At 43.5% G+C, this 25,320-nt stretch carries 21 protein-coding genes; 3 read left to right on the top strand and 18 right to left on the bottom strand.

The window, feature by feature from the left end:
• Positions 1–62: 62 nt before the first annotated feature.
• Positions 63–341: a cell division suppressor protein YneA gene (yneA, locus tag ASD24_RS00635; RefSeq protein WP_235540248.1), complete on the bottom strand. Its 279-nt coding sequence runs from the start codon at positions 339–341 to the stop codon at positions 63–65.
• Between the two features lie 393 nt (positions 342–734).
• On the opposite strand from yneA, the gene lexA reads away from it, so the two are divergent.
• Positions 735–1,361 (top strand): transcriptional repressor LexA, encoded by a 627-nt coding sequence (gene lexA, locus ASD24_RS00630; RefSeq protein ID WP_056689962.1) that lies wholly within the window; start codon positions 735–737, stop codon positions 1,359–1,361.
• 121 nt (positions 1,362–1,482) lie between these two features.
• Here lexA and ASD24_RS00625 read toward each other — a convergent pair whose 3' ends face one another.
• The 3 genes from ASD24_RS00625 to ASD24_RS00615 all read right to left on the bottom strand — a co-directional run bounded on the left by ASD24_RS00625 (position 1,483) and on the right by ASD24_RS00615 (position 5,150).
• A complete protein-coding gene (locus tag ASD24_RS00625) occupies positions 1,483–2,784 on the bottom strand; it encodes an aldehyde dehydrogenase (RefSeq protein ID WP_056689959.1) in 1,302 nt (433 codons plus the stop codon).
• 329 nt (positions 2,785–3,113) lie between these two features.
• On the bottom strand, positions 3,114–3,551 hold the full coding sequence (locus ASD24_RS00620) for a hypothetical protein (protein ID WP_056689957.1): 438 nt from the start codon (positions 3,549–3,551) through the stop codon (positions 3,114–3,116).
• Positions 3,552–3,722: 171 nt separating this feature from the next.
• On the bottom strand, positions 3,723–5,150 hold the full coding sequence (locus tag ASD24_RS00615; protein WP_268795302.1) for an MDR family MFS transporter: 1,428 nt from the start codon (positions 5,148–5,150) through the stop codon (positions 3,723–3,725).
• Between the two features lie 153 nt (positions 5,151–5,303).
• Here ASD24_RS00615 and ASD24_RS00610 point away from each other — a divergent pair, with 153 nt between their 5' ends.
• The gene (locus ASD24_RS00610) at positions 5,304–5,909 is read left to right on the top strand and encodes a TetR/AcrR family transcriptional regulator (protein ID WP_056689952.1); all 606 of its coding nucleotides are present in this window, start codon (positions 5,304–5,306) and stop codon (positions 5,907–5,909) included.
• A gap of 122 nt (positions 5,910–6,031) precedes the next feature.
• On the opposite strand, the gene ASD24_RS00605 is transcribed toward ASD24_RS00610, so the two are convergent.
• The 6 genes from ASD24_RS00605 to ASD24_RS00580 all read right to left on the bottom strand — a co-directional run bounded on the left by ASD24_RS00605 (position 6,032) and on the right by ASD24_RS00580 (position 12,364).
• On the bottom strand, positions 6,032–6,316 hold the full coding sequence (locus ASD24_RS00605; protein ID WP_056689949.1) for a hypothetical protein: 285 nt from the start codon (positions 6,314–6,316) through the stop codon (positions 6,032–6,034).
• 340 nt (positions 6,317–6,656) lie between these two features.
• Positions 6,657–7,985, bottom strand: a complete 1,329-nt coding sequence (gene glnA, locus ASD24_RS00600) for a type I glutamate--ammonia ligase (RefSeq protein ID WP_056689946.1) — start codon at positions 7,983–7,985, stop codon at positions 6,657–6,659.
• A 128-nt stretch (positions 7,986–8,113) separates the two neighbouring features.
• Positions 8,114–8,527 carry a MerR family transcriptional regulator gene (locus ASD24_RS00595; RefSeq protein ID WP_056689944.1) on the bottom strand — a complete coding sequence of 138 codons (414 nt, stop codon included), beginning with the start codon at positions 8,525–8,527 and terminating at the stop codon, positions 8,114–8,116.
• Between the two features lie 82 nt (positions 8,528–8,609).
• Positions 8,610–9,863, bottom strand: a complete 1,254-nt coding sequence (locus ASD24_RS00590; RefSeq protein WP_056689942.1) for a methionine gamma-lyase family protein — start codon at positions 9,861–9,863, stop codon at positions 8,610–8,612.
• 84 nt (positions 9,864–9,947) lie between these two features.
• Complete coding sequence (gene hflX, locus ASD24_RS00585; RefSeq protein ID WP_056689939.1) at positions 9,948–11,234, bottom strand: GTPase HflX; 1,287 nt, start codon at positions 11,232–11,234, stop codon at positions 9,948–9,950.
• Positions 11,235–11,389: 155 nt separating this feature from the next.
• The gene (locus ASD24_RS00580; protein ID WP_056689936.1) at positions 11,390–12,364 is read right to left on the bottom strand and encodes an AAA family ATPase; all 975 of its coding nucleotides are present in this window, start codon (positions 12,362–12,364) and stop codon (positions 11,390–11,392) included.
• Between ASD24_RS00580 and ASD24_RS30115 the strand changes: the two genes are divergently transcribed.
• Positions 12,306–12,515 carry a hypothetical protein gene (locus tag ASD24_RS30115; RefSeq protein WP_156395279.1) on the top strand — a complete coding sequence of 70 codons (210 nt, stop codon included), beginning with the start codon at positions 12,306–12,308 and terminating at the stop codon, positions 12,513–12,515. The two genes, ASD24_RS00580 and ASD24_RS30115, sit on opposite strands and share 59 nt — an antisense overlap.
• Before the next feature lie 28 nt (positions 12,516–12,543).
• Here ASD24_RS30115 and ASD24_RS00575 read toward each other — a convergent pair whose 3' ends face one another.
• The 8 genes from ASD24_RS00575 to ASD24_RS00540 form a co-directional block, all read right to left on the bottom strand.
• Positions 12,544–13,107, bottom strand: coding sequence for a DUF402 domain-containing protein (locus tag ASD24_RS00575; protein WP_056689934.1), 564 nt, complete (start codon positions 13,105–13,107; stop codon positions 12,544–12,546).
• Positions 13,108–13,392: 285 nt separating this feature from the next.
• The gene (locus tag ASD24_RS00570) at positions 13,393–16,071 is read right to left on the bottom strand and encodes a PBP1A family penicillin-binding protein (protein ID WP_056689931.1); all 2,679 of its coding nucleotides are present in this window, start codon (positions 16,069–16,071) and stop codon (positions 13,393–13,395) included.
• Positions 16,072–16,238: 167 nt separating this feature from the next.
• On the bottom strand, positions 16,239–16,481 hold the full coding sequence (gene hfq, locus ASD24_RS00565; RefSeq protein WP_056689929.1) for an RNA chaperone Hfq: 243 nt from the start codon (positions 16,479–16,481) through the stop codon (positions 16,239–16,241).
• Between the two features lie 432 nt (positions 16,482–16,913).
• Positions 16,914–17,864, bottom strand: a complete 951-nt coding sequence (gene miaA, locus ASD24_RS00560; protein ID WP_056689926.1) for a tRNA (adenosine(37)-N6)-dimethylallyltransferase MiaA — start codon at positions 17,862–17,864, stop codon at positions 16,914–16,916.
• Positions 17,845–18,630, bottom strand: a complete 786-nt coding sequence (locus ASD24_RS00555; protein WP_056689923.1) for a class I SAM-dependent methyltransferase — start codon at positions 18,628–18,630, stop codon at positions 17,845–17,847. Before ASD24_RS00555 ends, miaA begins: the two co-directional genes overlap by 20 nt.
• Before the next feature lie 17 nt (positions 18,631–18,647).
• Positions 18,648–20,822 (bottom strand): DNA mismatch repair endonuclease MutL, encoded by a 2,175-nt coding sequence (gene mutL / locus ASD24_RS00550; RefSeq protein ID WP_056689920.1) that lies wholly within the window; start codon positions 20,820–20,822, stop codon positions 18,648–18,650.
• A 22-nt stretch (positions 20,823–20,844) separates the two neighbouring features.
• A complete protein-coding gene (gene mutS, locus ASD24_RS00545) occupies positions 20,845–23,637 on the bottom strand; it encodes a DNA mismatch repair protein MutS (RefSeq protein ID WP_056689916.1) in 2,793 nt (930 codons plus the stop codon).
• A 230-nt stretch (positions 23,638–23,867) separates the two neighbouring features.
• Positions 23,868–25,115: a putative amidoligase domain-containing protein gene (locus ASD24_RS00540; RefSeq protein WP_056692421.1), complete on the bottom strand. Its 1,248-nt coding sequence runs from the start codon at positions 25,113–25,115 to the stop codon at positions 23,868–23,870.
• Between the last annotated feature and the right edge of the window lie 205 nt (positions 25,116–25,320).

Genomic DNA, 25,320 nt, shown 5'->3' with positions numbered 1-25,320 from the left:
CTTTGACATGATCAGGACGGGTTGTCAAGGTCGGCGGCGGCTGGCTGGTTAGAATCTACTCTTTATTGGGAAATCTGGGGCAAAACCAGTACTTGTCCAGCACGAATTGTAGTCGATTGAAGTTGATTCACTTGCTTAATTGCTTCTATATATACACGCGTGTCCATGCTTTCCGGTTTGTAATCTACAGAAATACTCCATAACGTATCACCATCAGAAACTGCAATTTTGCCACCGGGCAACAAATCGTTCTCATTCCCGGCAAATACAGTGAGCACTGTACTGCATCCAACGATTATAATGAAAGCCGCCAAAGAAAATTTCAAAATCCAGGTTGGCATCTTCAGCTGTGCGAATGATCTTTGGAAATTACCTATGTTAGTCTTAACCGCTTCGGAATTTACTGGCTCATAAATACTTTGATAAGTTGAATATCTCATTAAAAATCGACCTCCAAACATTTGTTCCTATCTGTTGAAATCAATATAACACGAACATTTGTTTTGTTCAACAACTTTTTAGAACAATTGTTCGCTTATTTTCCGCTTCATTTCCGACTTAATTCTTCCTCAAGTTGTTCCTTTAGTCGCTAGATGTATTTTCAATGCTCAAAATTCCATCTTTTTGTAGCAATTTTCTTGATTTTATCCCATTTTATTTAGAACTTATGTTTGTACGAACGGAGGTTCTATGTTATAATTTTCCCAAACGTTACTAAATGGGGTTGATACGGTATGTCGAAGATATCCAGCAGGCAACAGGCTATTCTGGAGTTTATACGCAATGAAGTCCGGTTGAAGGGGTATCCTCCTTCCGTACGGGAAATTGGAGAAGCTGTTGGACTAGCTTCCAGCTCTACGGTTCACGGACATTTGGATCGTTTGGAGAAGAAAGGTCTTATTAGAAGAGACCCAACGAAACCAAGAGCTATCGAATTGTTAAGCCAAGAAGAATCAGAGCACTCCCACCAGTTCGCTCACAGCGTTGCTCGCATTCCTGTTGTGGGTAAAGTAACTGCCGGTGTTCCTATCACAGCAACCGAGAACATTGAGGACTACTTCCCTCTTCCTACTCATTATGTAGGCGAACAAAAGGTATTTATGCTTTCTGTCGTAGGAGATAGTATGATTGAAGCAGGTATTGTAAATGGAGACTATGTGATTGTACGTCAACAACAAACTGCTGATAACGGTGATATCGTTGTTGCCATGACTGAGGATGACGAAGCTACAGTGAAAACCTTCTATAAAGAAAAGGATCATATTCGTCTTCAGCCGGAGAATGCCACATTTGAACCGCTGCGCTTGAAGCATGTTAGCATCTTAGGTAAAGTTATTGGTCTTTTCCGCGATATTCATTAATAAGGTTTGATTTTCAGTCTTCAATTTCTACACATGAAGTGAAATACACAAAAGAGGCTGTCCTATTGTTTAGGACAACCTCTTTTTTTTCGTTACTTTTAATCAATGAAATAGTTGACGATTATTCGCTACGTTTCATAATACTTTTGTGATGGGAGAACACATCAAAGCTTTGCTGTCCATGATACGAACCCATACCACTTTCCCCCACGCCCCCAAATGGCAGGTAATGCGAAGTCATATGAGATAGCGTATCATTAATACAGCCTCCACCAAAGGACACTTGATTCAGAACTTGCTCCTGTAATTGCTCATCTTCTGTGAATAGATATAACGCCAATGGTTTTGGACGACGAACAATCTCATCTAACACGGGGTTAAGATCTTGATAGGTCATGACCGGAAGAATCGGGCCAAAAATCTCTTCCTGCATTATTGCTGAACTCCAGTCAACATCCCCTAATACTGTCGGTTCAATAAGCAGTTGATCACGTTCAGAACGACCACCAATCAGCGCTTTACCATCTTCCAGGAATCTCGACACTCGATCAAAGTTACGGGCATTAACAATGTGTGGGAAATCAGAGTTCTTCATTACGTCATTTCCGAATTTGTCCTGAATCTCTTCTTGAATTAACGCAATCAATGCATCATGTACCTGTTCATGTACAAATAAATAATCTGGTGCTACGCAGGTTTGTCCAGCATTGAGGTATTTACCACGTACAATACGCTGAGCCGTAAGCTTCAGATCCGCATCCTTGTGAACAATAACCGGGCTTTTGCCTCCCAGTTCCAACGTAACCGGAGTCAGATGTTTAGCAGCAGCTTTCATGACGATGCGTCCAACACCCGTGCTACCCGTAAAGAAAATATAATCAAAATGTTCGTTTAATAGCTCCGTGCTTGTCTCAACTTCACCTTCCATGACTGCAATGTACTCTCTAGGAAATACATCCTGAATCAGATCGTTGATCAGATGAGAAACTGTCGGTGTTAATTCGGATGGCTTAATAACGGCACAGTTCCCCGCTGCAATTGCTCCAATGAGTGGCCCAAAAGCTAGTTGGAATGGATAGTTCCAAGGTGCAATAATTAGTGCAACTCCGTACGGTTCAGCGTATATGGTACTTACTCCATCAGGTATAGCTGCAGCTGTAGGTACAGATTTAGGCGTAGCCCATTCCTCTAAATGCTCCAATGCAAAATCTAATTCGCCCAGTACGATTCGAATCTCTGAGCCGTATCCCTCAGCCTCTGATTTATTCAGATCAGCACGTAATGCATCTAATATGCGTTGCTGATATTTCTCAATTCCTACTCGTAGTTGCTGAAGTGCACGGATACGATATTCTACGTTTTTAGTTTGACCTGTATAGAAAAATGTCCGTTGTTCGGAAACAAGTTGCTTCGCTTGATTCATATTAACATCTCCAATTAATGAGTTTTTTAGTTTTAAAAAATTAAATTGTTCAAAATATAAATGAATTATAACTTATTCATATGGAACTTTCAACATATTAATAACATTATGCTATTTTACATTAATGATCACTAATCATCCAAGAGCATACCTTAAACATCTTTACACTCATACAAGTATTGCTCACAAGTAGTACTTACTACTAACCGTTCTTTGATATTTCACCATAATTATACGTAACCAATCTATTGAGTATTTATTTATGTCCCTATGTATTTAAATAAATAAAAAAACCTATCAGCCTTAGGCTATAGGTTAGTTATCCCGTACTATTCAATATGTGATCTTTTCAACAGATCTACGTCCACAGCAGCTGACATCTTTTGTGCAGATGAAACATTCAGATAATACTCTCCAGCTGACCATGACTTTTCATTAGAAAATGTATGTATTTTCCCATCTGCTGGAATTGTACCAGACATTGCTGCATTACCCGTGTTCGACCCATGGTTTATTGTAAACGTGAATGGCTTTGTGCCTGAGTTTATAAAATCTATTTTTACATAATTAAATTCTGCTGGGATATTAATCAGTTTGATGGATGAAGTGCCTGCAAGAGCCTCATTCTTAATGATATGCAGGATATGTGAATTTGTATTGAATGGCTCGTCACGATTTGATTTTTTATTGGAAGTAGATGATTGTAAGACTACTATGATACCTATTACAACTACAATGGCTAACACTAATGGTAAAATAAATTTCATGATATCCCCCAAAACTTATAGTTATATTTATTATGACATATAAAAATATAACCTACAGAATACTTTGTGTAAACTTTATCGAATATTACGATATAGATTCATTATAAAAGAGGCAATTGCAAATAAAACATAAAAAAAGTCGCCAGATGGCGACAAAATAAAATCCGAGTATCATTTTTTAGGGTCTGACTTAAGTAGCAGACTGAAGAGTGCTCCACCTATCGCAACAATTGCGGCTAACAAAAATGTGTCTGAATATGCAGTCATCGTTTCTGTGATGGGTTGCCCTGAGCTTTCTACACCTGACATTCTTGATCGGAGGGTAAGAAATTGCCCTAATCCAGCAATCGAGAGAGGAATGACAAGGTTAGCGCTGGCTGATGTTAATGGTGTTACACGACTGACGGATTCAGATGGAGCCGACTGCAAAATATACGTATTCAATGACATCATACACAGCCCCATTCCAATGCCAAGTAAACCAATGATGCTTCCAATGTACAAACCATTTGCCTCAGCAGAAACTTGCGAAAGTATAATTAGTGACACCCCTATGATTCCTAATCCCGAGCTTGCGAGCGGTCGAATCCCAACACGGTCGAACAATCTTCCTCCGACTGGCATGAGAAGACCTGAAGTTACTGCCAACATGCTCATTGCAATTCCAGCATCAAGAGGGCTATACCCCTTGAAGTGTTGTAAATATTGAGGAATGAACACAATGGAACCATTCAGTGCGATGTATTGTATCCAACTCACAATCATTCCTCTACGGAAACGTATTTCTCGGAAAGCACGAAGCTCTAGCAAAGGATTAGGATGTCTCGTTTCATGTAACCACAGCCACACTAACAGGAAAACACCGATCAATCCCATTCCCCACACAGCCCAGGCATCCAAATCCAAATTGATGCTTAGCGCCAGTAATACAAATGATAGTGGGGCTAAGAATAGTCCCCCAACATCTAGCCTTTTGTTGTTTGTTTCTATCTTTTGTAACGTATCTTCTTTTAATAGAAAACACAAGATGAGCCCAATCGTGATGATGCCTATCGGAAGGTTAATCCAGAAGATCCAGTGCCAACTAATAAATTCAAGCAACCATCCGGAAAGTATAGGCCCTGAGGCAGGCGCTATTAACATGGGTATACCTAACATCCCCATCACTTGGCCTTTTCGATTTACTGGCGCCAAACGAAAGATCATTGCAATACCCATAGGTTGGATCATACCTCCCCCCAGACCTTGGACAATTCTGTAGACAATTAATTGATTAATATCCTGAGCTATAGCACATAATAACGACCCCAAAATAAACAAAATAACAGTATAAAGAAAAGCCCTACCCGAACCAAATCTATCCGAAAACCAACCGGCCAGTGGAATAGTCACTGACATTGCGAGCATGTATCCAGTAATGACCCATTGAAGGGTTTCAAAGGGTACATTAAAGCCCTCACTTAAACTCGGAATAGCCACATTCATAGCTGTGCTATTGATCATAACCATCATCATGCCTGGAATGATAGCCAGGAGAGCAAGGATAAGTGCTCTGTTCTCTTTATTAGGTATCGCTTTATTTATGTTTCCTACCCCCATATTGAACATTGTGTTGAATATTTTTGTCTTGAGCCATTATAATGTCAAAGTAATCATTTGTAATGACCATCAACTGTCGATATGTTCAATAATCAACACTCAGCATCATTGTGATTAATAAACACTGAATTTTTTGTATTCCAGGAGGAAGTCATGAACGCAAAAATGGATCGTCGAAGTTTACGCACGCGCGAAATTCTAAGGGAAGCGCTGTTTGATATGGCATCTCATAAACCGCTGGAGAATATTACGGTTAAAGAGCTTACTGATCGAGCAAGATTAAATAGGGGTACATTTTATGTGCAATATCAGGACATGAACGATTTTCTGGAACAACTTAAGAATGAAATTTTAGAGGAATACCACAGTATCATTAAGAAACTCGGATATTATAACGGAGGGCGAGAGCCATTTGTTGATCCGCCTGTCGGATTTATCCGTCCCTTTGAATTTGTCCAGCTACACGAACGTTTCTTTCGAATTTTCATGGGTTCAGTTGATTCAACTGGATTCGCGAAGCAAATGTCCGATCTTATAAAAAATCAATTTCAATCCACTTACTTAATGAAGCATCGTCATCTCAAACCAACTGACATTCCTGTGAAACAGCTGTATTTATTCTCCTATTTAGCTTCAGCATATATTGGCTCGTTACAGCTTTGGATACAACGGGACTTTGATTTGTCCCCGAACGAAATGGCTATTTTATTTTCCAATATTTCCAGACTCGGGTCGGCTGGTTTGGAGTTCAAAGATTAACTTGTCTTACATAAGACAATTTCAGCAACAACAAAATACCCAGTCGTTTGACCAGGCATGGTTAATTAACACATAGTATAAACAATAACCCGCAAACCATTTAGGTTAGCGGGTTATCTCTTTTAGCCCAGATCTTGTACAACAGTTCCTGAATAGTAGGCTCTCACATGTGATGGGCTAACTTGAACAATATTAGTTCTTCTGAGCATCCCGTAATAACCATCTGCATCAGAATAAAATTTGGTCGCAGGAATGTCAGCAGACGAAGGGAAATCTTGATATATCGTCACATTCTTTTGTTTATTCATAATGGTAATATCAGAGGCTTGACTCGCCATTACTGGTACAGAGATTGCCAAGAGGGAAAGAGACAAAACAGAAGCAGTTAATATTTTTTTCAAAGTCACAAGATCATCTCCTAGTTTTTTATGTATCACAAATACAATAATACTACATTTTTACAATTATTTATGTAACATTTGATACACTAACTCTCTGAAATAATACATATTCACTATACATAATCACTATATTAACTCTAAGTTCTAACTTATCTCTAATCTATCGATTTTTAGTAGTCTATTGGAATTATTTTCACGGTTTGAATCACTATGGTTCGCTCTAAGATCAGAAGTTTGTGGGCATTCGAGGGGATATTCGGGGGACACTTGCTTACACCGCACTTAAAAACCATTTGCCCACAAAAAGAAAAACCCCTCACGCCATGTGGCGCAAGGGATTCGGGAATTAGTACAATGTGATATATTGATCGCGTTCCCATTGGTGGACTTGTGTACGGTACATGTCCCACTCAATTTCTTTCAGCTCGTAGAAGTGAGCCAGGGCGTGGTCGCCAAGAGCGTCACAGATGACTTCGCTGCGGATCAATTCGTTCAATGCTTCTTTCAGGTCAGCTGGCAAGCTAGGAATACCTTCTTCCACGCGCTCTTCTTCTGACATGATGTAGATGTTGCGGTCAATCGGAGCTGGTAAGGAAAGCTCACGTTTGATACCGTCCAGACCTGCTTTCAATAAAACAGCCAAAGCCAGGTAAGGGTTAGCTGCCGGATCCGGGTTACGAACCTCAACACGTGTACTCAGACCACGTGAAGCTGGAATACGGATCATTGGACTACGGTTACTTGCAGACCATGCTACGTAACATGGTGCTTCGTAACCTGGTACAAGACGTTTGTAGGAGTTCACAGTCGGGTTAGTGATTGCTGCAAACGCACGTGCATGCTTCAGAGTTCCAGCCATGAAGTGACGTGCAGTTTTGCTCAAGCCTAGTTCGTCCGACTCGTCAACAAATGCGTTTTCATTGCCTCGGAACAAGGATTGGTTACAGTGCATACCGGAACCGTTCATACCGAACAATGGTTTTGGCATAAATGTAGCATGTAATCCATGCTGACGCGCAATCGTTTTAACAACGAGTTTGAACGTTTGGATCTGGTCTGCCGCTTTCAATGCATCCGCATATTTGAAGTCGATCTCGTGTTGACCTGGCGCTACCTCGTGGTGAGATGCTTCGATCTCAAAGCCCATTTCTTCAAGTGTAATTACGATGTCGCGACGACAGTTTTCGCCCAGATCTGTTGGCGCAAGGTCGAAATACCCACCTTGGTCATTCAGTTCGTTCGTTGGGTTTCCTTTTTCATCCGTCTTGAACAAGAAGAATTCTGGTTCAGGACCAACGTTGAAGGAAGTGAATCCCATTTCTTCGGCTTCCTTCAGGTTTCGTTTCAAGATGCCACGTGGATCACCTGGGAATGGGTTCCCATCTGGCAGATATACGTCACAGATTAAACGCGCAACGCGATTGTCGGATACCCATGGGAAAATAAGCCAAGTGTCAAGATCCGGATAGAGGTACATGTCGGATTCTTCGATACGAACATAACCTTCGATGGAAGAACCATCAAACATCATTTTGTTATCCAAAGCCTTCGTCAACTGGCTTACAGGAATCTCAACGTTTTTGATCGCCCCCAGCAAGTCGGTGAATTGCAATCGAACGAATCGTACGTTTTCTTCTTTGGAGATGCGGAGAATGTCTTCTTTTGTATAACTCATGATTCCTCTCCCTTTCTTATCTGCGTATTTGGCTTGCTTGTTATATTTGTACATTAGAAAGTTCCACGGGTCAAGGCGTCATGCTTGCCAATTGAATGATTTCCTCTCACCCTCCCGGTTATACGAACTTACTTTTTATTAAAAAAACGGGAAAGCTCTCCCTGAATGAGAGATACTTGTCCAGGTCTCTTACCTGACACCAATTGTTGTTTCAACAAACGATGCAGTTGTGTATCCGATAACTCTCTGCGCTTCACTTCCGTATCGGGTGTAATCACAGTCGCTTCTTCGGATTCTTTAGATACTGGATTCATCACTTGCTTGATACCTGCAATGTTAACGCCTTTTTCAATCAGAGCCTTGATTTCGAGCAAACGCTCAACGTCATTGAATGAGAATAAACGCTGATTACCTGATGTTCTCGCAGGAACAATCAAGCTGTGCTGCTCATAATAACGAATCTGCCGTGCGGACAGATCCGTCAGTTTCATTACGATACCTATCGGGAATAAGGCCATATTTCTGCGAATTTCGTCACCCATGTTCATCAACCTTCCAGTCATCTATTCTTGACCTTATTGTACATTTAGATGTTACTAAGTGTCAATGACGTGTTAGATAAACTCACAATAATTTGCGATCTTTCATCGCTTGTAATGCCATCAAAACGCCATATTTAACGTGGGAGTATGTTAATCCACCTTGCATATAGCCAATAAAAGGTTCACGAATCGGTGCATCCGCCGATAATTCCAAGCTTCCGCCTTGAATAAATGTACCTGCCGCCATAATGACAGGATGTTCATATCCTGGCATATCCCATGGTTCCGGCACCACATGACTGTCTACTGCTGCAGCGCGCTGAATCCCTTGTACAAAAGCAATTAAATGCTCTGCAGAGCTGAATTGTACTGCCTGAATCAGATCCGTACGCGGTTCATTCCATGCCGGCTTAGTCACAAAACCAGATGCTGCAAACATCGCTGCTGCAAAGGTACTGCCTTTAATGGCTTGTCCAACAATAGTAGGCGCCATGTAAAGTCCCTGATAGATTGCCCGAGTCGTTCCCAACATGGCGCCAACTTCACCACCAATGCCAGGTGCGGTGAGACGATATGCTGCAAGTCTAACATATTCCTCTTTTCCACATATGTATCCACCAGTCTCAGCAATTCCTCCGCCTGGGTTCTTGATCAGCGATCCTGCCATAAGGTCCACACCCACTTGGGTTGGTTCAAGTTGCTCCGTGAATTCGCCGTAACAGTTATCGACAAATACTATGACATCTGCCTTGATCGCTTTCACTGTTGCTACCATCTCTGCGATCTCGTCGATGCAGAAAGAAGAGCGCCAGTCATAGCCACGCGAACGTTGGATGCCGATCACTTTAGTCGCTGGTGTAATGCACTTCTCTACTGTTTCCCAATCGACACGACCATCATCAAGTAATGCAGTCTCTTGATATCCAATTCCAAAGTCTCGAAGAGAGCCCGTACCATCACCTGGCTTACCGATAACTTTGTGCAATGTATCATAAGGCTTACCTGTGATGTACAATAACTCGTCTCCTGGTCGTAATACTCCGAATAGAGCTGTCGCAATGGTGTGTGTACCTGACGCAAAATGAGGACGTACCAACGCAGCCTCTGCGCCGAATACGTCCGCATATACCTCGTCCAAAACTTCACGGCCACGATCATTATAAGCATAGCCTGTAGAACCTGCGAAGTGAAAATCACTTACTTTTCTACGCTGAAAAGCATCAATCACTTTCCATTGATTATGATCCGTAATTTGATCTATCTTTTTCAATTGTTGCTCGATCTGAATTTCCACTTGTTGTTGAAGTTCAACAATTGTTGAATCAATACTTGCCATCGTACTTCATTCCCCTTCATTGCTCGAATCTGACTTTTAATCGCATATATTGTGTCAACTTATCACATGAACATATCACGAATATTACGAATCAATGAAGTCTTCGAGTAAATATCCGTATTTCTCATATTCACCAGTCTGCAATTCCACTTGATAAATAACATCATTCTCTTCAAATGTTGTTTCTACTACATCTCCGACTTTATATAACACCGAGGTAAGATCGCCACGTTCCGCAGGAATACGGAACCTTTTGGTTTCGCCTGTCAATTCTTCTTGGATACGTTCACGTATTATCAGAAGATCTGCTTCGTCCAGCGCACTCACTTTGATGTGGTCCTTATCCAGAGGTAACATTTCTAGTTGCTCAGGTGTACATGCATCTTTTTTATTGTACAGGACCAGTTGTGGCTTGTCTCCTGAACCAAGCTGTTGTAGGATAGTGGCTACCGTTCTCATTTGATCATCACGCATTGCCGAGGAAGCATCAACAACGTGAAGAATGAGATCCGCTTCATTGACCTCTTCCAACGTTGCACGGAACGCTGCAATCAGATCATGCGGAAGGTTTTGGATAAATCCAACAGTATCGGTAAGTACAATCTCTTTGCCACTTGGTAGTTCCATTGTACGAGATGTCGGATCTAAGGTAGCAAACAATTGATCTTGAATATATACATCTGCCGAAGTTAATTGTTTGAGTAGCGTGGATTTCCCTGCATTGGTATAGCCAACAAGAGCAACTTGCACGATACCTGTTTTCTTACGGCGCTCACGGTGCAATTTACGGTGCCTTGTTACTTCTTCCAGATGACGTTTAAGATCATCTATACGACCACGGATATGTCGGCGATCCGTCTCGAGCTTGCTCTCACCTGGTCCCCGTGTCCCGATTCCACCGCCAAGCCGTGATAAGTTTTTACCGTGACCCGACAAGCGAGGTAACAGATAACTTAACTGTGCCAATTCAACTTGAATGATACCTTCACGTGTGTTGGCACGTTGGGCGAATATGTCTAGAATCAATTGTGTACGGTCAATAATTTTGAGATCCAATGCTTCTTCCAGGTTACGAACCTGAGCCCCAGACAACTCCTGGTCAAAAATTGCCGTGGTAGCTCCTAGTTCCTCTGCTGCTGCACGAAGCTCTTCCACTTTTCCTTTACCAATGAACCATTTTGTATCCCGTGTCTCCCGATTTTGAGAGAGCACACTTAATACTTCTACTCCAGCCGTCTCAGCGAGCTTTACAAGCTCTTCCAAGGAATACTCCGGATTAATTCCAGATCGTTTAACTTCATCTGTAATCAAACTAACCAATATAGCGCGGTCTTTTTTAACTTGATCTGTATCATGTGTTCCACTTGTCATTAGTCAACTCACTCCTTATATCCACATCAACTCGCCCCATTTTCACAGGACGTTTTGGCATCGCATACTTTAAGCCGAACCGGTTGAACCGGTCGGCTGATCCAAAATTATATTATCGCTTACTTTAGCAGAAACTTCAAATATTCTAGGCAGTATTATTGGAAAATAATATGATTGTTCAGGCTCGTTTCCATCGTTTTGGAGGAGATATCTCTCGCTAATAGATCCATCAGATTTTGTTTGGAAATGTTACCGGGTCTGCCCATGAGTCTAACCGCTTGATGCCTAATCGCCTTTTCAATCACATTCCTAACATATCTGGCGTTGCTAAAATGATTACGAATGTCTTTTTCATATTGAATCAGTTCTTTTAATTTGATCATGGCATCAGACGTAATATTGTAGTCCTTCTCCGTAGCCATCTTCATCGCAATCAGCATCAATTCATCTGTAGAATAATCATCGAAGCTAATTTGTATAGGGAATCTTGAAGGCAGACCCGTGTTAATTTCTAAAAAATCTCCCATTTCATTCGGATACCCCGCGAGAATAATAATTAGATCCTCACTTTTATCTTCCATCACCTTAACAAGACAATCAATGGCCTCTTTTCCAAAATCCTTCTCCCCGCCACGGGCAAGACTGTATGCCTCATCTATAAATAGAATGCCACCCATAGCTTTTTTCACTAATTCTCTTGTTTTTAATGCAGTATGCCCAATATATTCACCGACTAAATCTGCTCGCTCTACCTCAACAAGATGTCCTTTACTTAACACGCCCATCCGATTCAACATCTTAGAGATGATTCGCGCAACTGTAGTTTTACCCGTTCCTGGATTGCCTTTAAAAATCATATGATAAACCTGCTTACTACTTTTCAATCCCTGCTCATCCCGAAATTTCTTCACCTGAATCAGCGCGTAGATTTCGTAAATCAGATCTTTAACTTTTTCTAACCCAATCATTTCTCGCATATCACGAAATATATCCGCTGCCGATTCATAATGATTACTGATTAATGCCATGTCTTCCGCTTGCTCGGATGTGAGCTCTAAGAGATCTTGGCTTTTGAAAACAATATTAATGCGCGAATCGTTTACAGTTATTTTTCTGGCGCTCTCGTCCACAGTAATCACCTCGTTAAGACAGTATATGCGATTACTCGATTACCTCATGCAACGAATTCCAAGTTATCTGACGGAAGATTATACACTTATTTTCATTGCCAAAAGCATACGAAAGAGGCATGGCTCCATTCAAAATGAAACCATGCCCTAATCTTTCATTGTTAAAGCATTGTAAAACATTAAATCTGAACGTTCTTTCTAAACTCTCCATTTTCGAACAACGTTTGTCGGTGCTTCAATGACAATTGAAAATACGGAAATACATGCGCATCAATTGCGTGAAGCAATTCCTTAGCAGTCTTGTTTGCCAAGTCGTAGTCTCCGGTTGTAATGTGCTTACGAGACAATGCATCTTCGAGCTCATCCTCGTCCAGCAAAAATACCTCTCCGTCCTTTAATACGACAACATCCAAGTATAAATCATCAAACCACGGTACGCCTTGATCCGTTATGCCTTGACTGCGGCACGTGTCAATATACCATTCTACGATACGCTCCTGATCATCAAACATCGCTGTGACGACAAAGTGCTCTCCTTTGGGATAATACTGTAACCAAGAATAACCTTTATCTGCGATACAAAATGTGCTTCCCCCATAGGTTTTCCACAGAGGTTCTTTCAGATCCTGTATCGTATACAACGTGATGTATCCTGTAAATATTTTGGATTGAACAAACCGGCATGTAAATTGTCGGTTCGTAATCCGGCGCCAGTTTGCGCGATCCCCGAATTTCCGTTTCATACGAACCCCTCTTTGCCGACCACAGGTCGTGACCTGCTCTATTATTGGTGAACAATGCATACACCCCATCACCGAGCTTCGAGCAACCGGCTCTTATTCGGCTTTGCGCAGGCGTATTACGAATAGTTACAGCTTACCATATTTGAGTTATACACTCAAAATTAAGCTTTCACCCACCTCAATCGTTACCTTTCATTTGAAAGAAAAATAAAAAAAAGAACCTACCTCCCGAGTTAATCGGGAAGCAGATTCTTATGCATGGAAGATTGGAATCAGCGTAACGAACTATCCATCAGTTCCTGATTGAGTACTAGCTGGCGCATCAGGCTGTTGGTTTGTACCGTCACTACCAGGATCAGGACTCACTACTTCACCTGGCGTCGTAACGGTCCCACCTGTAGAATCATCACCAGTGTTACCAGGGTCAGTTGTGCCTTGATCCGGAGGAGTACCTCCATCTCCTGGTTGACCGCCGCCTTGCTCCGATCCACCATTTCCATTTCCATTTCCATTGCCGTTATTGCCGTTGTTACCATTTCCATTGTTTCCGTTGTTACCATTCTGATTACCGTTACCATTGTTGTCCCCAGGATTGCTGTTTCCATTTGATCCATCATCCGGATTGTCTACTCCTGGTTGCTCTGTGCCTGGATCCAATCCTGGATCCGGATCTGGCTCAGTTTCATCTGGTATCGCTTCCTGCGCTTCAATCATGAGAGAAATGGTATTGGTAGGTGCAGTTTCAACACCTGTAGCCAAATCATAAGCAGTCACATAGTACTCGTAGGTTAGTCCCGGAAGAGCACTTAGATCCTGCGTACTGGTTGCTCCAATGGAATCAATAAGATGTGTAAACTGTGCTTCAGATGTTTCCTTCCGGTAGATCCGATACTGTGTATTCGCATCCCCTGTTCCTGTCCAGTTGAGTGATACAATTTGCGATGTAGGATCATAGGATCCGCTCAAACCACTCACCGACAGTTGCGGTTGTTCCGGTTCTGGCTCCGGAATAGGTGTCTGTCCGCCTTCTGGCGCCTTGAACTCCTTAACCGGTACACCTTTTAACGCATCACTCATAACTTTAGCGAAGAAAGCAGCTGAAAGTTTACTACTGTTCTTGAGCATGTGCGTCGCATCAGGGTTGTCGTAACCCATCCATACGGCGGCCGTCCATTCTGGCGTATATCCAACAAACCATACGTCACGGTTCGCACTATTGCCCGCGATTCCACTTTGAACAGTACCTGTTTTACCTGCTACCGGTCGATCTAAGCGTGCAGAACGTCCAGTACCATCATTAACTACATTTTGCAGCATTTGAGTCAATTGATACGCATTCTGTTCACTCATGACACGAGTTGTGTCTGATTTATCATGCTTATAGATCGCTTTATCTGTGCTGTCTTTAACCTCTTTAATTGAATAAGCCTGTTGATACTCACCCAGATTTGCAAAGGCACTATATGCCTGAGCCATCTCCAGTGTATTCGTACCTTTGCTCAGACCACCTAGTGCGATCGCAAGGTTTTTATCCTCATCTGCCATTTGAATACCAACACTTTTGGCAAAGTTTATGCCCGCGTTCACACCAATTTTGTCCAACAGCCATACAGCCGGAATGTTCTCTGATTTAGTAATTGCATCCGTCATACTAATCGTCGAAGAATATCCGTGTAGGTTATTCGGACAGTAATTACCGAAACATTGCTTCGCATTACTTAGAGCAGAGTTAGCATTATAATCGCCTGTCTCTAGCGCTGGTGCATAGGAAACGATCGGTTTAAAGGCTGAACCTGGCTGCCTGCGGCTTTGTGTTACCCGGCTATAACCCTTAGTCTGATAATCCCGTCCACCTAGAAGCGCAACGAGACTACCATTTTCATGGTTCATAATAACCATTGAGCCTTGAACCTTCTGATCGTCCTTACTTTCTTCAAATAAGCTATCATCTGCAAAGGCTTTTTCCATTGCGGTTTGAGCCTGAGCGTCCATCGTTGTGTAAATTTTGTATCCACCAATATTGAGATCATCTTCTGTTTTGCCAGTTACTCGCTCTGCTTCACGAAGAACGTAGTCGATGAATGGCTGATACTTCTTCTCTTTCTCTGGTGGCGTATAGTCGTAATCAACTGCCTTCGCTTTGTCCATCTCAGCTTTACTGATGTAACCTTGCTCATACATGAGCTGCAGAACAACAGCACGACGCGCTTTGGAATCGTTAGGGTTACTCAGTGGATTGTACGCTGAAGGCCCTTTAGGCATCGCAGCCAGCGTTGCAATTTGCCACAATTCTAGTTCATCCAGCTTCTTCACACCAAAATAAAATTCGGATGCTGCTTGAATTCCATAACGTTGATGACCGAAGAAAATTCGGTTCAGATACATCGTCAAAATTTCGTCTTTTGTATATTTGCGTTCTAGCGCCATAGCAATGGATACTTCCGTTGCTTTCCGGAAAAATGTTTTGTCACGAGACAAAAACATGTTTTTGGCCAATTGTTGGGTCAGCGTACTTCCGCCCTCAACCATTGAACGAGCCATAACATCTTTTACCGCGGCACGTCCGATCGACCAGATATCTACACCCTGATGTTCATAAAAACGTTTATCTTCTGTAGCAACAAAGGCTTCTTTCAATAATTTCGGAATAGCATCACTATCCACCGGTTCTAATTTCTTAATGGACAATTCGCCCATTAGTTGACCATTGCGGTCATACACCTTGGACGTTTCATTAATCGTAGTTTTGTCCATATTGGCGTCGAGCAATTTCTGCCCACTCACCATAATGAACAAATACCCACCTAGTGCACAGAAAATGGCGATTGCCATTGTGAAAAACAGTGTCCATCCAACGCGTTTACCCGTAATTTTTTTCTTTTTAGAGGTCTTTGGTTTCGCTTTTTTGGTTGACTTATTATTGCTATTGCGATTATTAGACCTCGACAACGGATCGTTTGGCATGTTACCTCCTGACTCCCTTTCGGTTGCGTAATTTCTATTCGTCTGTTGGCTAAGCTTATATTAAACTTATTTTGCCCGGAATGAAAAGAACAACCCTTATTCAGGTTGCTCTGCTTCAATTCCTATACATGTAGACGAAATGGTTGATAAAAAGGTTTCGTAATTTTTTAAGCTTCGCCGTTGTTGTCTTGCTGCATCAGCGATACGCTGCGTTGCGGCGTGAACGTGGAGATGGCGTGCTTGTAGACCATTTGCTGGCGTCCGTCGCTGTCAATGACGATCGTAAAATTGTCAAATGCCTTGATCGTTCCGCGGATTTGGAAGCCGTTGGTCAGATAGACCGTAGCAGGAATGTTTTCTTTCCGCAGTTGGTTCAAGAACGTATCTTGGATGTTGATGGACTTGTTCATTAGCCGTACCCCCATTGGTTCATTTGAATTCGTGATAAGTAATATTCAATATCGCTGAGTAGCTTTCGTGCTATTATATCATGAACAGTTTCATATAATCCACAAAAACCCCTTGTCTGCTATTTTGCACCTTCTCATCAGCACATTAATAACTAGAAGACTTATCCATTATACACCGCTTGCCAGATTTGCAAAAGAGGGACAAATCCTTCGTTTGTTAACGCTTTTCTTCTCGATCCCACTGTTCTTCTCTCAAATTGGTTGCATGCTGATTCTGCGAACTATAATCTCGCTTTCTTCGATCATCAATGAGTAAGTTTAAATATGCCCAGTAGTTATATCAACTTCATAATCATAAAAATATAAAACCTCCCTCTTTTTATTAAAAAGAGAGAGGTACAAAAGTTGTAATACTAAGTATTCTGTTATAGATCAACTAAATTTCTGTCTAATTAATCCAGATACTTGCTCAAGATTACCTGCAAAATGTTCAGTATCTGTCACATCGACCCACTCGATATCTTTCATGTGACGGAACCAGGACAATTGACGTTTAGCGAATCGACGTGTGTCCCTTTTCAACCATTCCACTGCCGCTTCCCAACTTACTTCCCCTTGTAGATATGCAGCAATTTCCTTGTAGCCAAGCCCTTGCATGGAAATATGCCCTCTGGCAACACCACGATCTAACAAGGATTTCACTTCATCGACTAAGCCCTGCTCGATCATTAGGTCGATTCGTTCCTCTACTCGGCTGTACAGCTTCGCACGATCCATCGTGAGTCCAATGATGCTTAGATCGTATGGTGACTCTTTCTTTTGAGCAGCAAGCTGATCTGACCATTTCTCACCCGTTAAATGATGGATCTCCAACGCCCGCACAATTCTTCGCTGGTCATTCATGTGCAAACGATCTGCACTCACAGGATCGACTGCTCTTAGTTTATCGTGAAGCGCCTGAGGCCCATGTTGCTCCGCATAACGAAATTGCTCTTCGCGAAACGCTTCGTCGGAGCCGCTATCCGAGAACTGAAATCCATAACATACCGATTCGACGTATAGTCCGGTTCCACCTACAATAAACGGGAGTTTACCACGTTCTTGAATTTCTCCAATTAATCGTGTAGCGCTCTCTTGAAACTCTGCCACGGAGTAAGGATACTCCGGTTCATGTATATCAATCAGATGGTGAGGAATGCCCTCCATCTCATCTTGGGTAATTTTAGCCGTGCCAATATCCATTTCGCGATATACCTGCATGGAATCTCCCGAAATAATCTCACAATGAAACGCTTTGGCAAGCTCAATGCTCATTCTTGTTTTGCCTACTGCTGTTGGACCAACCAATACAAGCAATTTCGGCTTAGCTTCCACTTTCAACATTAATCACTCCGTACAGTGTTTTTGCATTAGCTCGATCCAGTACCTCAAATCCAAGCCTCGTAAACTCAACGCTGCCGCGCTTTTCCTTCATAACGATCCGCTTACGTGCCACTCGCTTCGCTTCAACAATACTCTCTTCCGCTAAAGCATTTGCGTTTGCATACTCTCGTAGAGGCTGGATGGCACTGGAGTCCATCATTGGCTCACGAAACATCGGATCAAAGTAAATCGTATCACAGCTTCGGTCAGGCAGCGAGCGCAATAAATCCAGATGATTGGCATGATGGAGCTCAATACGTCTGAATGCTTCATCTACTGCAGGCTGATTACTCTCATAATGAGACATCCCTTCCATTAATAATACGTAAAGGGCTGGTGAGCTTTCGCATGCAATCACACGTCCACTTTTGCCAGCAGCAACAGAGAAAACCATCGCATCCGTACCTAAGCCTGCTGTGCAATCTAGAATAGTATCTCCTTCACATACTAAGCCTGCATCTAGCATAGGGTCAGGCTCTCCTCTAAGCACACGCTTCGCACGAACAAACCCCATACTTGGATGAAACTCCAGTTGGGGTGCGTCCTTGCGAAATAAACGTGCTCTACCTTTCAGTACAACAAGAATCTCATTGACTCCGTACCGTTCTAACATTCTTGTCAACGATGTTCTGTTGCGTGGCACGTAAGTTCCGCCTGTTGATTGTGCAAGCTTACGTGCCCGTTCCACGAGAGAAGTGGCCTCCGTGTCACCGGTTGTAATATACATAACTGCCTCCTAAATGATTACATCACCCGTTTGAATAGTTTTTCCAGATCATAGGTTGAAAATGAAACCACAATCGGTCTACCATGTGGACACGTGTACGGTTGCCTGCACGAACCCAACCGCTGAATCAAGACTTCCGCTTCCTGATTGGTCAGCTTTTGATTCGCCTTGATGGAAGCCTTACACGAACACATAATTGAAGCAGCTTCTCTCATTTTAGCCACATCAATGCTTCGCTCACTAAGTACCCATTCAGACATTTCCTCAATGATGTCCTTTTCATCCCCTTTAGGAAACCAAAACGGATGCGAGCGCACTCGAAAAGTCTGTCCGCCAAAATGCTCTAAATAAACACCTGCCTGTTCAAACCAGGCTAGTCTTGTTTTCAGCTTTTCCGTCTCCGATGGCGTAAACTCCAGCGTTATTGGTAACAACAACTCCTGTGAAGCTGTTGCTGGATTGCCAAATTTCTCATAATAATACTCGTAATTCACTCGTTCATGTGCAGCGTGTTGATCGATCAGATAGAGTCCATCTTCGTTCTGCGCAATGAGATACGTGCCATGATGCTGCCCAATCAGACTAAGATCGGGGAATGCAGGCATCGAGGCATTGGATTGAATGGCAGACGCCAGTTTCGCCGTATTCGGCAGACTGGAGCCCTTCCAGCTCCGTTCTCCCTTTGCAGCGTTACTCGGACTGTAGGATGAACGTGATTCTCTAACAGAATAATCTATAGAGCGATGTTGATTCACAGATGATTTATCATTTTGTAACGGTTGTGAACTAGAATCATTGTCTCGTTTGTCCTTTTCGCTTTCTTGCTCCAGCACAGTACGTTTCGGACTTAATGAAGCATATGGATCATATGAAGCTTCATGTTCAGGTGGTGCCTCAGGCAATGGTGCCAACTGGTTGACAAGTTCAGCAACCTCGCCAGGTTGAACATCAGCAGGAGCATCTAGATCATCCTCTTCTGAAGGAAGGGTTGACCCCGAGATATGCTTTGAAATAATCTCCGATCCTTTTCCTGATCCATGCTTCGATTCGTTTTCTGGTGCATCTCCTGCGGTTGCTTGCCCTTTATGCCCTTCAGAATCTCCATATTCCTTAACCGGCCCTCTTGGGAAAAGGAACTGTTCCTGAATAAATGAGCTATCATCCCCACGTCTGATCTGTTGCTTCTTGACCTGGGGAATAAGAACTTCCTGCCGTAATATACCACGCACCGTCGCTTCCACAAATTCGTATAACTCGGCTTCTTTACTGAAGCGTACCTCAAGCTTGGCTGGATGCACGTTCACATCCACTAGTGATGGATGCATCTCAAGTTGAATAACGACGAGTGGGAAACGATTAATGGGTAGTAAAGTATGGTACGCCTTAAGAATCGCCTGATTGAGACCATAATTTCGAATAAAGCGACCATTCACTATCGTTGACATCCCACCACGATTAGCACGTGTCCACTCCGGCAGACTGATTAATCCACTCACGCGATAGTCTAGATTCTCTCCTTCAATCGGCAACATCGCCTTGGCTGCACTCGTTCCATAGATGGCGGCAACGACCTGCAGCAGATCCCCATTACCTAACGTTTGCAGCAATACGTTGGCATTGTGCCGCAGTGTAAATGAGATATGAGGATGAGACATCGCCATACGATATAACACGTCTGAAATATGCCCCAATTCGGTCTGAATGGTTTTCATATACTTTAATCGCGCCGGTGTGTTATAGAATAACTCCTTCACAATAAACTCCGTGCCTTGTGGTGATGTCGCATCCTCATGTGAAGTGAGCTTACCGCCCTCAATGATGATGCGACGTCCTCGACCGTCATCCCCAGTGGCTGTCAATACATCAACTTTAGAAACTGCCGCTATACTTGGTAAAGCCTCGCCGCGGAACCCTAGGCTCGTAATCTGAAATAGATCACGCCCATGTGTAATTTTGCTCGTGGCATGACGGTAAAAGGCAGTCTCTAGATCATCAGGTTCTATGCCTGACCCATTATCCTTGACGCGAATGCTGAGAAGTCCACCTTCCTCTACTGCAACCTCAATTTTGGTAGCTCCGGCATCCACCGCATTTTCTAGCAACTCTTTCACCACAGATGCAGGGCGCTCAACAACCTCACCTGCTGCTATCTGGTTGGCAATATGTTCGTCTAGTACATGTATTTTCGCCACAGGTCTCTCCCCTCCCGTATTCTCAGGATAACTGCTGCGCCTTTAATTTGAGTTCATTCAACACTTGCATTGCCTGAAGTGGCGTCATATTCATCACATCAATATCTTTCATATGGTGAATGAATTCTTTCGTCGATTGATCCATCTCCTGGACAACTGGAACCTGAGTTGTACTCGGTTCTTCATCCCCGAAAATAGACAGTTGCACAACTTCAGGAGACTTATGACTAGATTGCCCCTTGTTGCCTTTTCTGATCTCCTGCTCGGCTCGTTGATTAGACTGCTCGATCGGTTCGTTTGGCTCCAAAGATACGTTTTCCTCACGGATGATCGAAGAAGTATCGATCCGTGCTGTGTCCTCTCTGGAGAAGACCTCACGCTCACTGAGCTTGACTACAGTCTCACTCCCTACGGCCACCTGAGCGGCAGCATGTTCAAACCCATGAAGCAGTCCATTGGCTCTATCGATAATACTATCCGGCAATCCTGCCAATCGTGCACAATAGATTCCGTAACTGCTGCTTGCCGCACCAGCAATGAGTTTACGCAGAAAATTGACTTTGTCACCACTTTCTTGAACAGCCATGGAGTAGTTCGCCAGCTTGTCTAAGCTCTCCTCCAGATGAGCAAGTTCATGGAAGTGCGTTGACACAAGTGCTTTACATCCAATCACATCATGTACATATTCAATAACGGATTGGGCAATGGCCATACCTTCGCTTGTGGATGTGCCTCGTCCCAACTCGTCAATAATAATCAAACTCCGTGGTGTGGCTTTTTCGGTCATGACCTGAATATCAGCCATTTCCACCATGAATGTACTCTGACCACCGATCAGATCATCAGCAGCACCAATTCGAGTGAAAATCCGATCCATAATCGGTACTTCTGCCTGTCCAGCAGGAACGAAGCAACCAATCTGCGCTAGAATTGATATGAGTGCTACCTGTCTCATATACGTACTCTTACCAGCCATATTGGGGCCGGTGATCAACAGAATCCGAGCCTCATCCTTCTTCATTGCAGTTTGGTTGGCGATAAACGCCCCATCGCGCATAACAGCCTCAACCACCGGATGTCGTCCTTGCTCAACAACAAGATTGTATCCATCCGTGATTGTAGGCTTAACGAAACTACGTTCAGCACTGATCGCTGCGAACGATTGATACACATCAATCTCTGCGACCTGTTCAGCTAGCTTCTGCAATCTGGCAATTTCTAAATTCAGCTTGTCCCGAAGTTCTGTAAATAAAGCATACTCAATATCAACCATCTTATCCTGTGCTTCGAGGATTAAGGTTTCTTTCTCTTTCAATTCTGGTGTGATATAACGCTCCGCATTAGCAAGGGTCTGCTTCCGCTCATAACGTCCTTCTGGAAGAGCAGCCAGATTCGATTTGGTAATTTCAATATAATAGCCAAATACCTTGTTATATCCGATCTTAAGAGAACGAATGCCGGTAGCCTCACGCTCTCTTGCTTCCAATTCCGCAATCCATTGCTTACCATTCACAGATGCTTCTCGTAGCTCGTCCAGCCGTTCATGATAACCTGCTCTAATTAATCCACCGTCTCGTACGGATACGGGTGGCTCATCCTCAATTGCTTGCCCGATGATATCACGCAGATCCTCACAATCGTCCATCACCTGTGCAATTTGTTGAAGGGTAACAGACGGTGAATCTGCACAGTGCTGGCGCAAGCGCGGTACTTTGTACAGCGATTGCTTCAGTGCATTCAGATCTCGTCCGTTGGCATTGCCAAATGCAATTCGCCCCACTAGACGCTCTAGATCATAGATATCCTTAAGCTCCGCACGAAGGTCTTCACGTAAAATAAATTGATTATATAGCGTATCAACCGCTTCGAGCCGCTCATTAATTTTGCCTTTTTGCAGCAACGGCTTATCAACCCATCTACGTAACATACGTGCACCCATTGACGTTTCCGTTCGATCTAACAGCCACAGCAATGAACCTTTTTTGGATCGTTCTCGTACCGTTTCAACCAGCTCCAGATTACGTCTAGTGAACGGATCGAGTATCATGTAATGTTCTGGCTCATACGTCGAGATTTGAGTAAGCTGACCAAGAGAACGCTTCTGCGTTTCACTTAGATAAGAGAAGAGGCGTGCAATACATTCTTGACGCTCTGGCTCCAGCCGAGCCCATACCGCTTCACCGAATTGCTGACGCACCAGATCTCCCTTGCTCTTCACCCATGGCGTATATACCACCGGTCGACCTATCGGTGACGATTGGGCTGCAACGACATCGAGCAAGGCAGCATCCCCCACAAATTCCGATGGTTCATAGATACCGATCTCGTCCTTAAGCCACTCTGCAGAGTACGGAACAGATGTGACATACAACTCTCCTGTGGACAAGTCACACGCCGCCAAAGCCAGTGTATTGGCATTTCCCGTTAAACACACCATATAGTTATTCGATTTGTCCCCGAGGGTTTTACCTTCCATAACTGTACCAGGAGTAATGACACGCACAATCTCACGGCGAACCATTCCTTTTGTTACGGTTGGATCTTCCATTTGTTCACAGATCGCTACTTTATATCCTTTTTCAATCAAACGCTGTATGTAATTGTCAGCCGAATGATAAGGCACACCGCACATCGGAATTTTATCTTCTGTACCGCCATTACGAGCGGTTAATGTTATTTCAAGCTCACGAGCTGCATTGATTGCATCATCGAAGAACATTTCATAGAAATCACCTAATCTAAAAAAAAGAAAAGCATCCTGTGCTTCAGCTTTAACTTGCAAGTATTGTTGAATCATTGGCGTATACTGAGCCATGAATATCCTCCATCCGTTTGCTTTTACTGTCAGGGTGGCATCGATCCTTACAACGTGTTCTTTTGGTGCATTTTTGAACGACCTCTATAAGGAACAATAAGGCGGTAAAGCATCTAATCATGCCTCCGCCTCGTGTTATGGCTTGCGCCATTTCCCTGCAGGTTTCTTGCCTGCCTATCTTCCGTAGCTATATCCAAACCTGATCGAATCTTATTATAACAAAAAAGTATTCATTCTTCATGACTTGCTCGAATATTCCAAAGTTTGCGTATATCACGACTCTCATCCCATGTGTTGCCTTCTCTCAACTGACGAATGAGAGGCGCTGCGTATTGGTCTACCTTTTCGTATCCGGATAGCCTTGTCAGGTCATCCAGAAGCGAAGGAATATACCTCTGCATCACATCCCGGTCTCCCTCGTAAAAAGCCGTGTGAACATGAGCTTGTGCCAAGGGGCGCTGACGTAGATTCAAAAAGTTACCTGCGATGAGACGGGCTAGCGCAACGACCCCTTTGGCAACTAATGGAGACACCAAGAAGCTTGGAAGTGTGCGGTACTCGAATCCACCATAGGACTTTACGCGAAAATCCCCAAGAACTCCGTAGCGTGGTCGCCGCCCATCTCCCCGAGGATCCTGTAAAAAAGCAAGTGGCAGCGCTAAGTAATTATCCAAAGCGCGTAACAACTGCCCGCTTAGCGTAACCCCGCTGAAGTGGATATGCCCGCCAAGTGGCAGACCTCGCTGTGGCATCCCACCTGCCTGCCATATCAACGAGTGATCCGTTATGCTGCGCGAGGCTAGATTAAAGGCTCGAAGTAAATGGGTGAGCAGTTCACGTGGCTCTGCGCTTGGAGATGGACGCAGCTCCGCGACAGGATAGATCCGTCGACCACCGATTGTCACCGAATCACACCCAGCAAGCCCTGAGCGCTCTAGAAATCGGGAGGCAGGAACGATTTTGGATTCTGGCATCTGTACAAGCAGGAATTCCGGATCCATCCCGAGCACCGGAACGACCTGATGACGACGTTCTTCATCCAGCGCTGTCTGAAGCTGGTTCCAACCTGCACGGTACAGCGTTGTCAGATCCGTCATTCCTTTCCATGGACGGGGATCAATCGAGATTACCGCACAACCAGTCTTACCTGAGGCCTCGAGCCTTACAGAGCCATGATCTAATCCAAGCGTATACAATGTTTTAACTGCTAATCTTTCGATCCGTTTGAACAGCGTTGATGCTGCATCACGATCTAGCACACTTTCCTGCGTACTGTTCATACCACTTGTATCTCTTCGTTTGATTTTAATAGCCTGAAGACAACATACCTCCACCTCATAACGAACGCGCAGTCCAGACTTAAGCCTAAGTTTTTCCTGTGACGAAGCCACTTCAACGCCTACTTGTTCCAGCCGCCTAATTCGTTCACCGGAGAGCATCCCTTGGTATCGCCTTACAGCCTCCTCCGCTTCCTCCATTACATTCACCCTGTCCCCTCCCTTCAATTGGTTTCACAAAAATTTCAATCGCGCCGAATAGTACACTTTCATTCAACGTTTACTTCACATTGCCAGACTCATTCTGCCATCCATAATTAAATAAAAAAAAGAGGGCTTACGCCCTCTTCGTTGCCGCTTCCGGCGCATATGATACCTTAAAGCGAATGTTCAAAAAGATCGGTTT

This window comes from Paenibacillus sp. Root52 (assembly GCF_001426865.1).
Classification (GTDB): domain Bacteria; phylum Bacillota; class Bacilli; order Paenibacillales; family Paenibacillaceae; genus Paenibacillus.
Note: the sequence above shows the minus strand (reverse complement) of the source record. Positions and strands in the feature narration are given on the sequence as shown.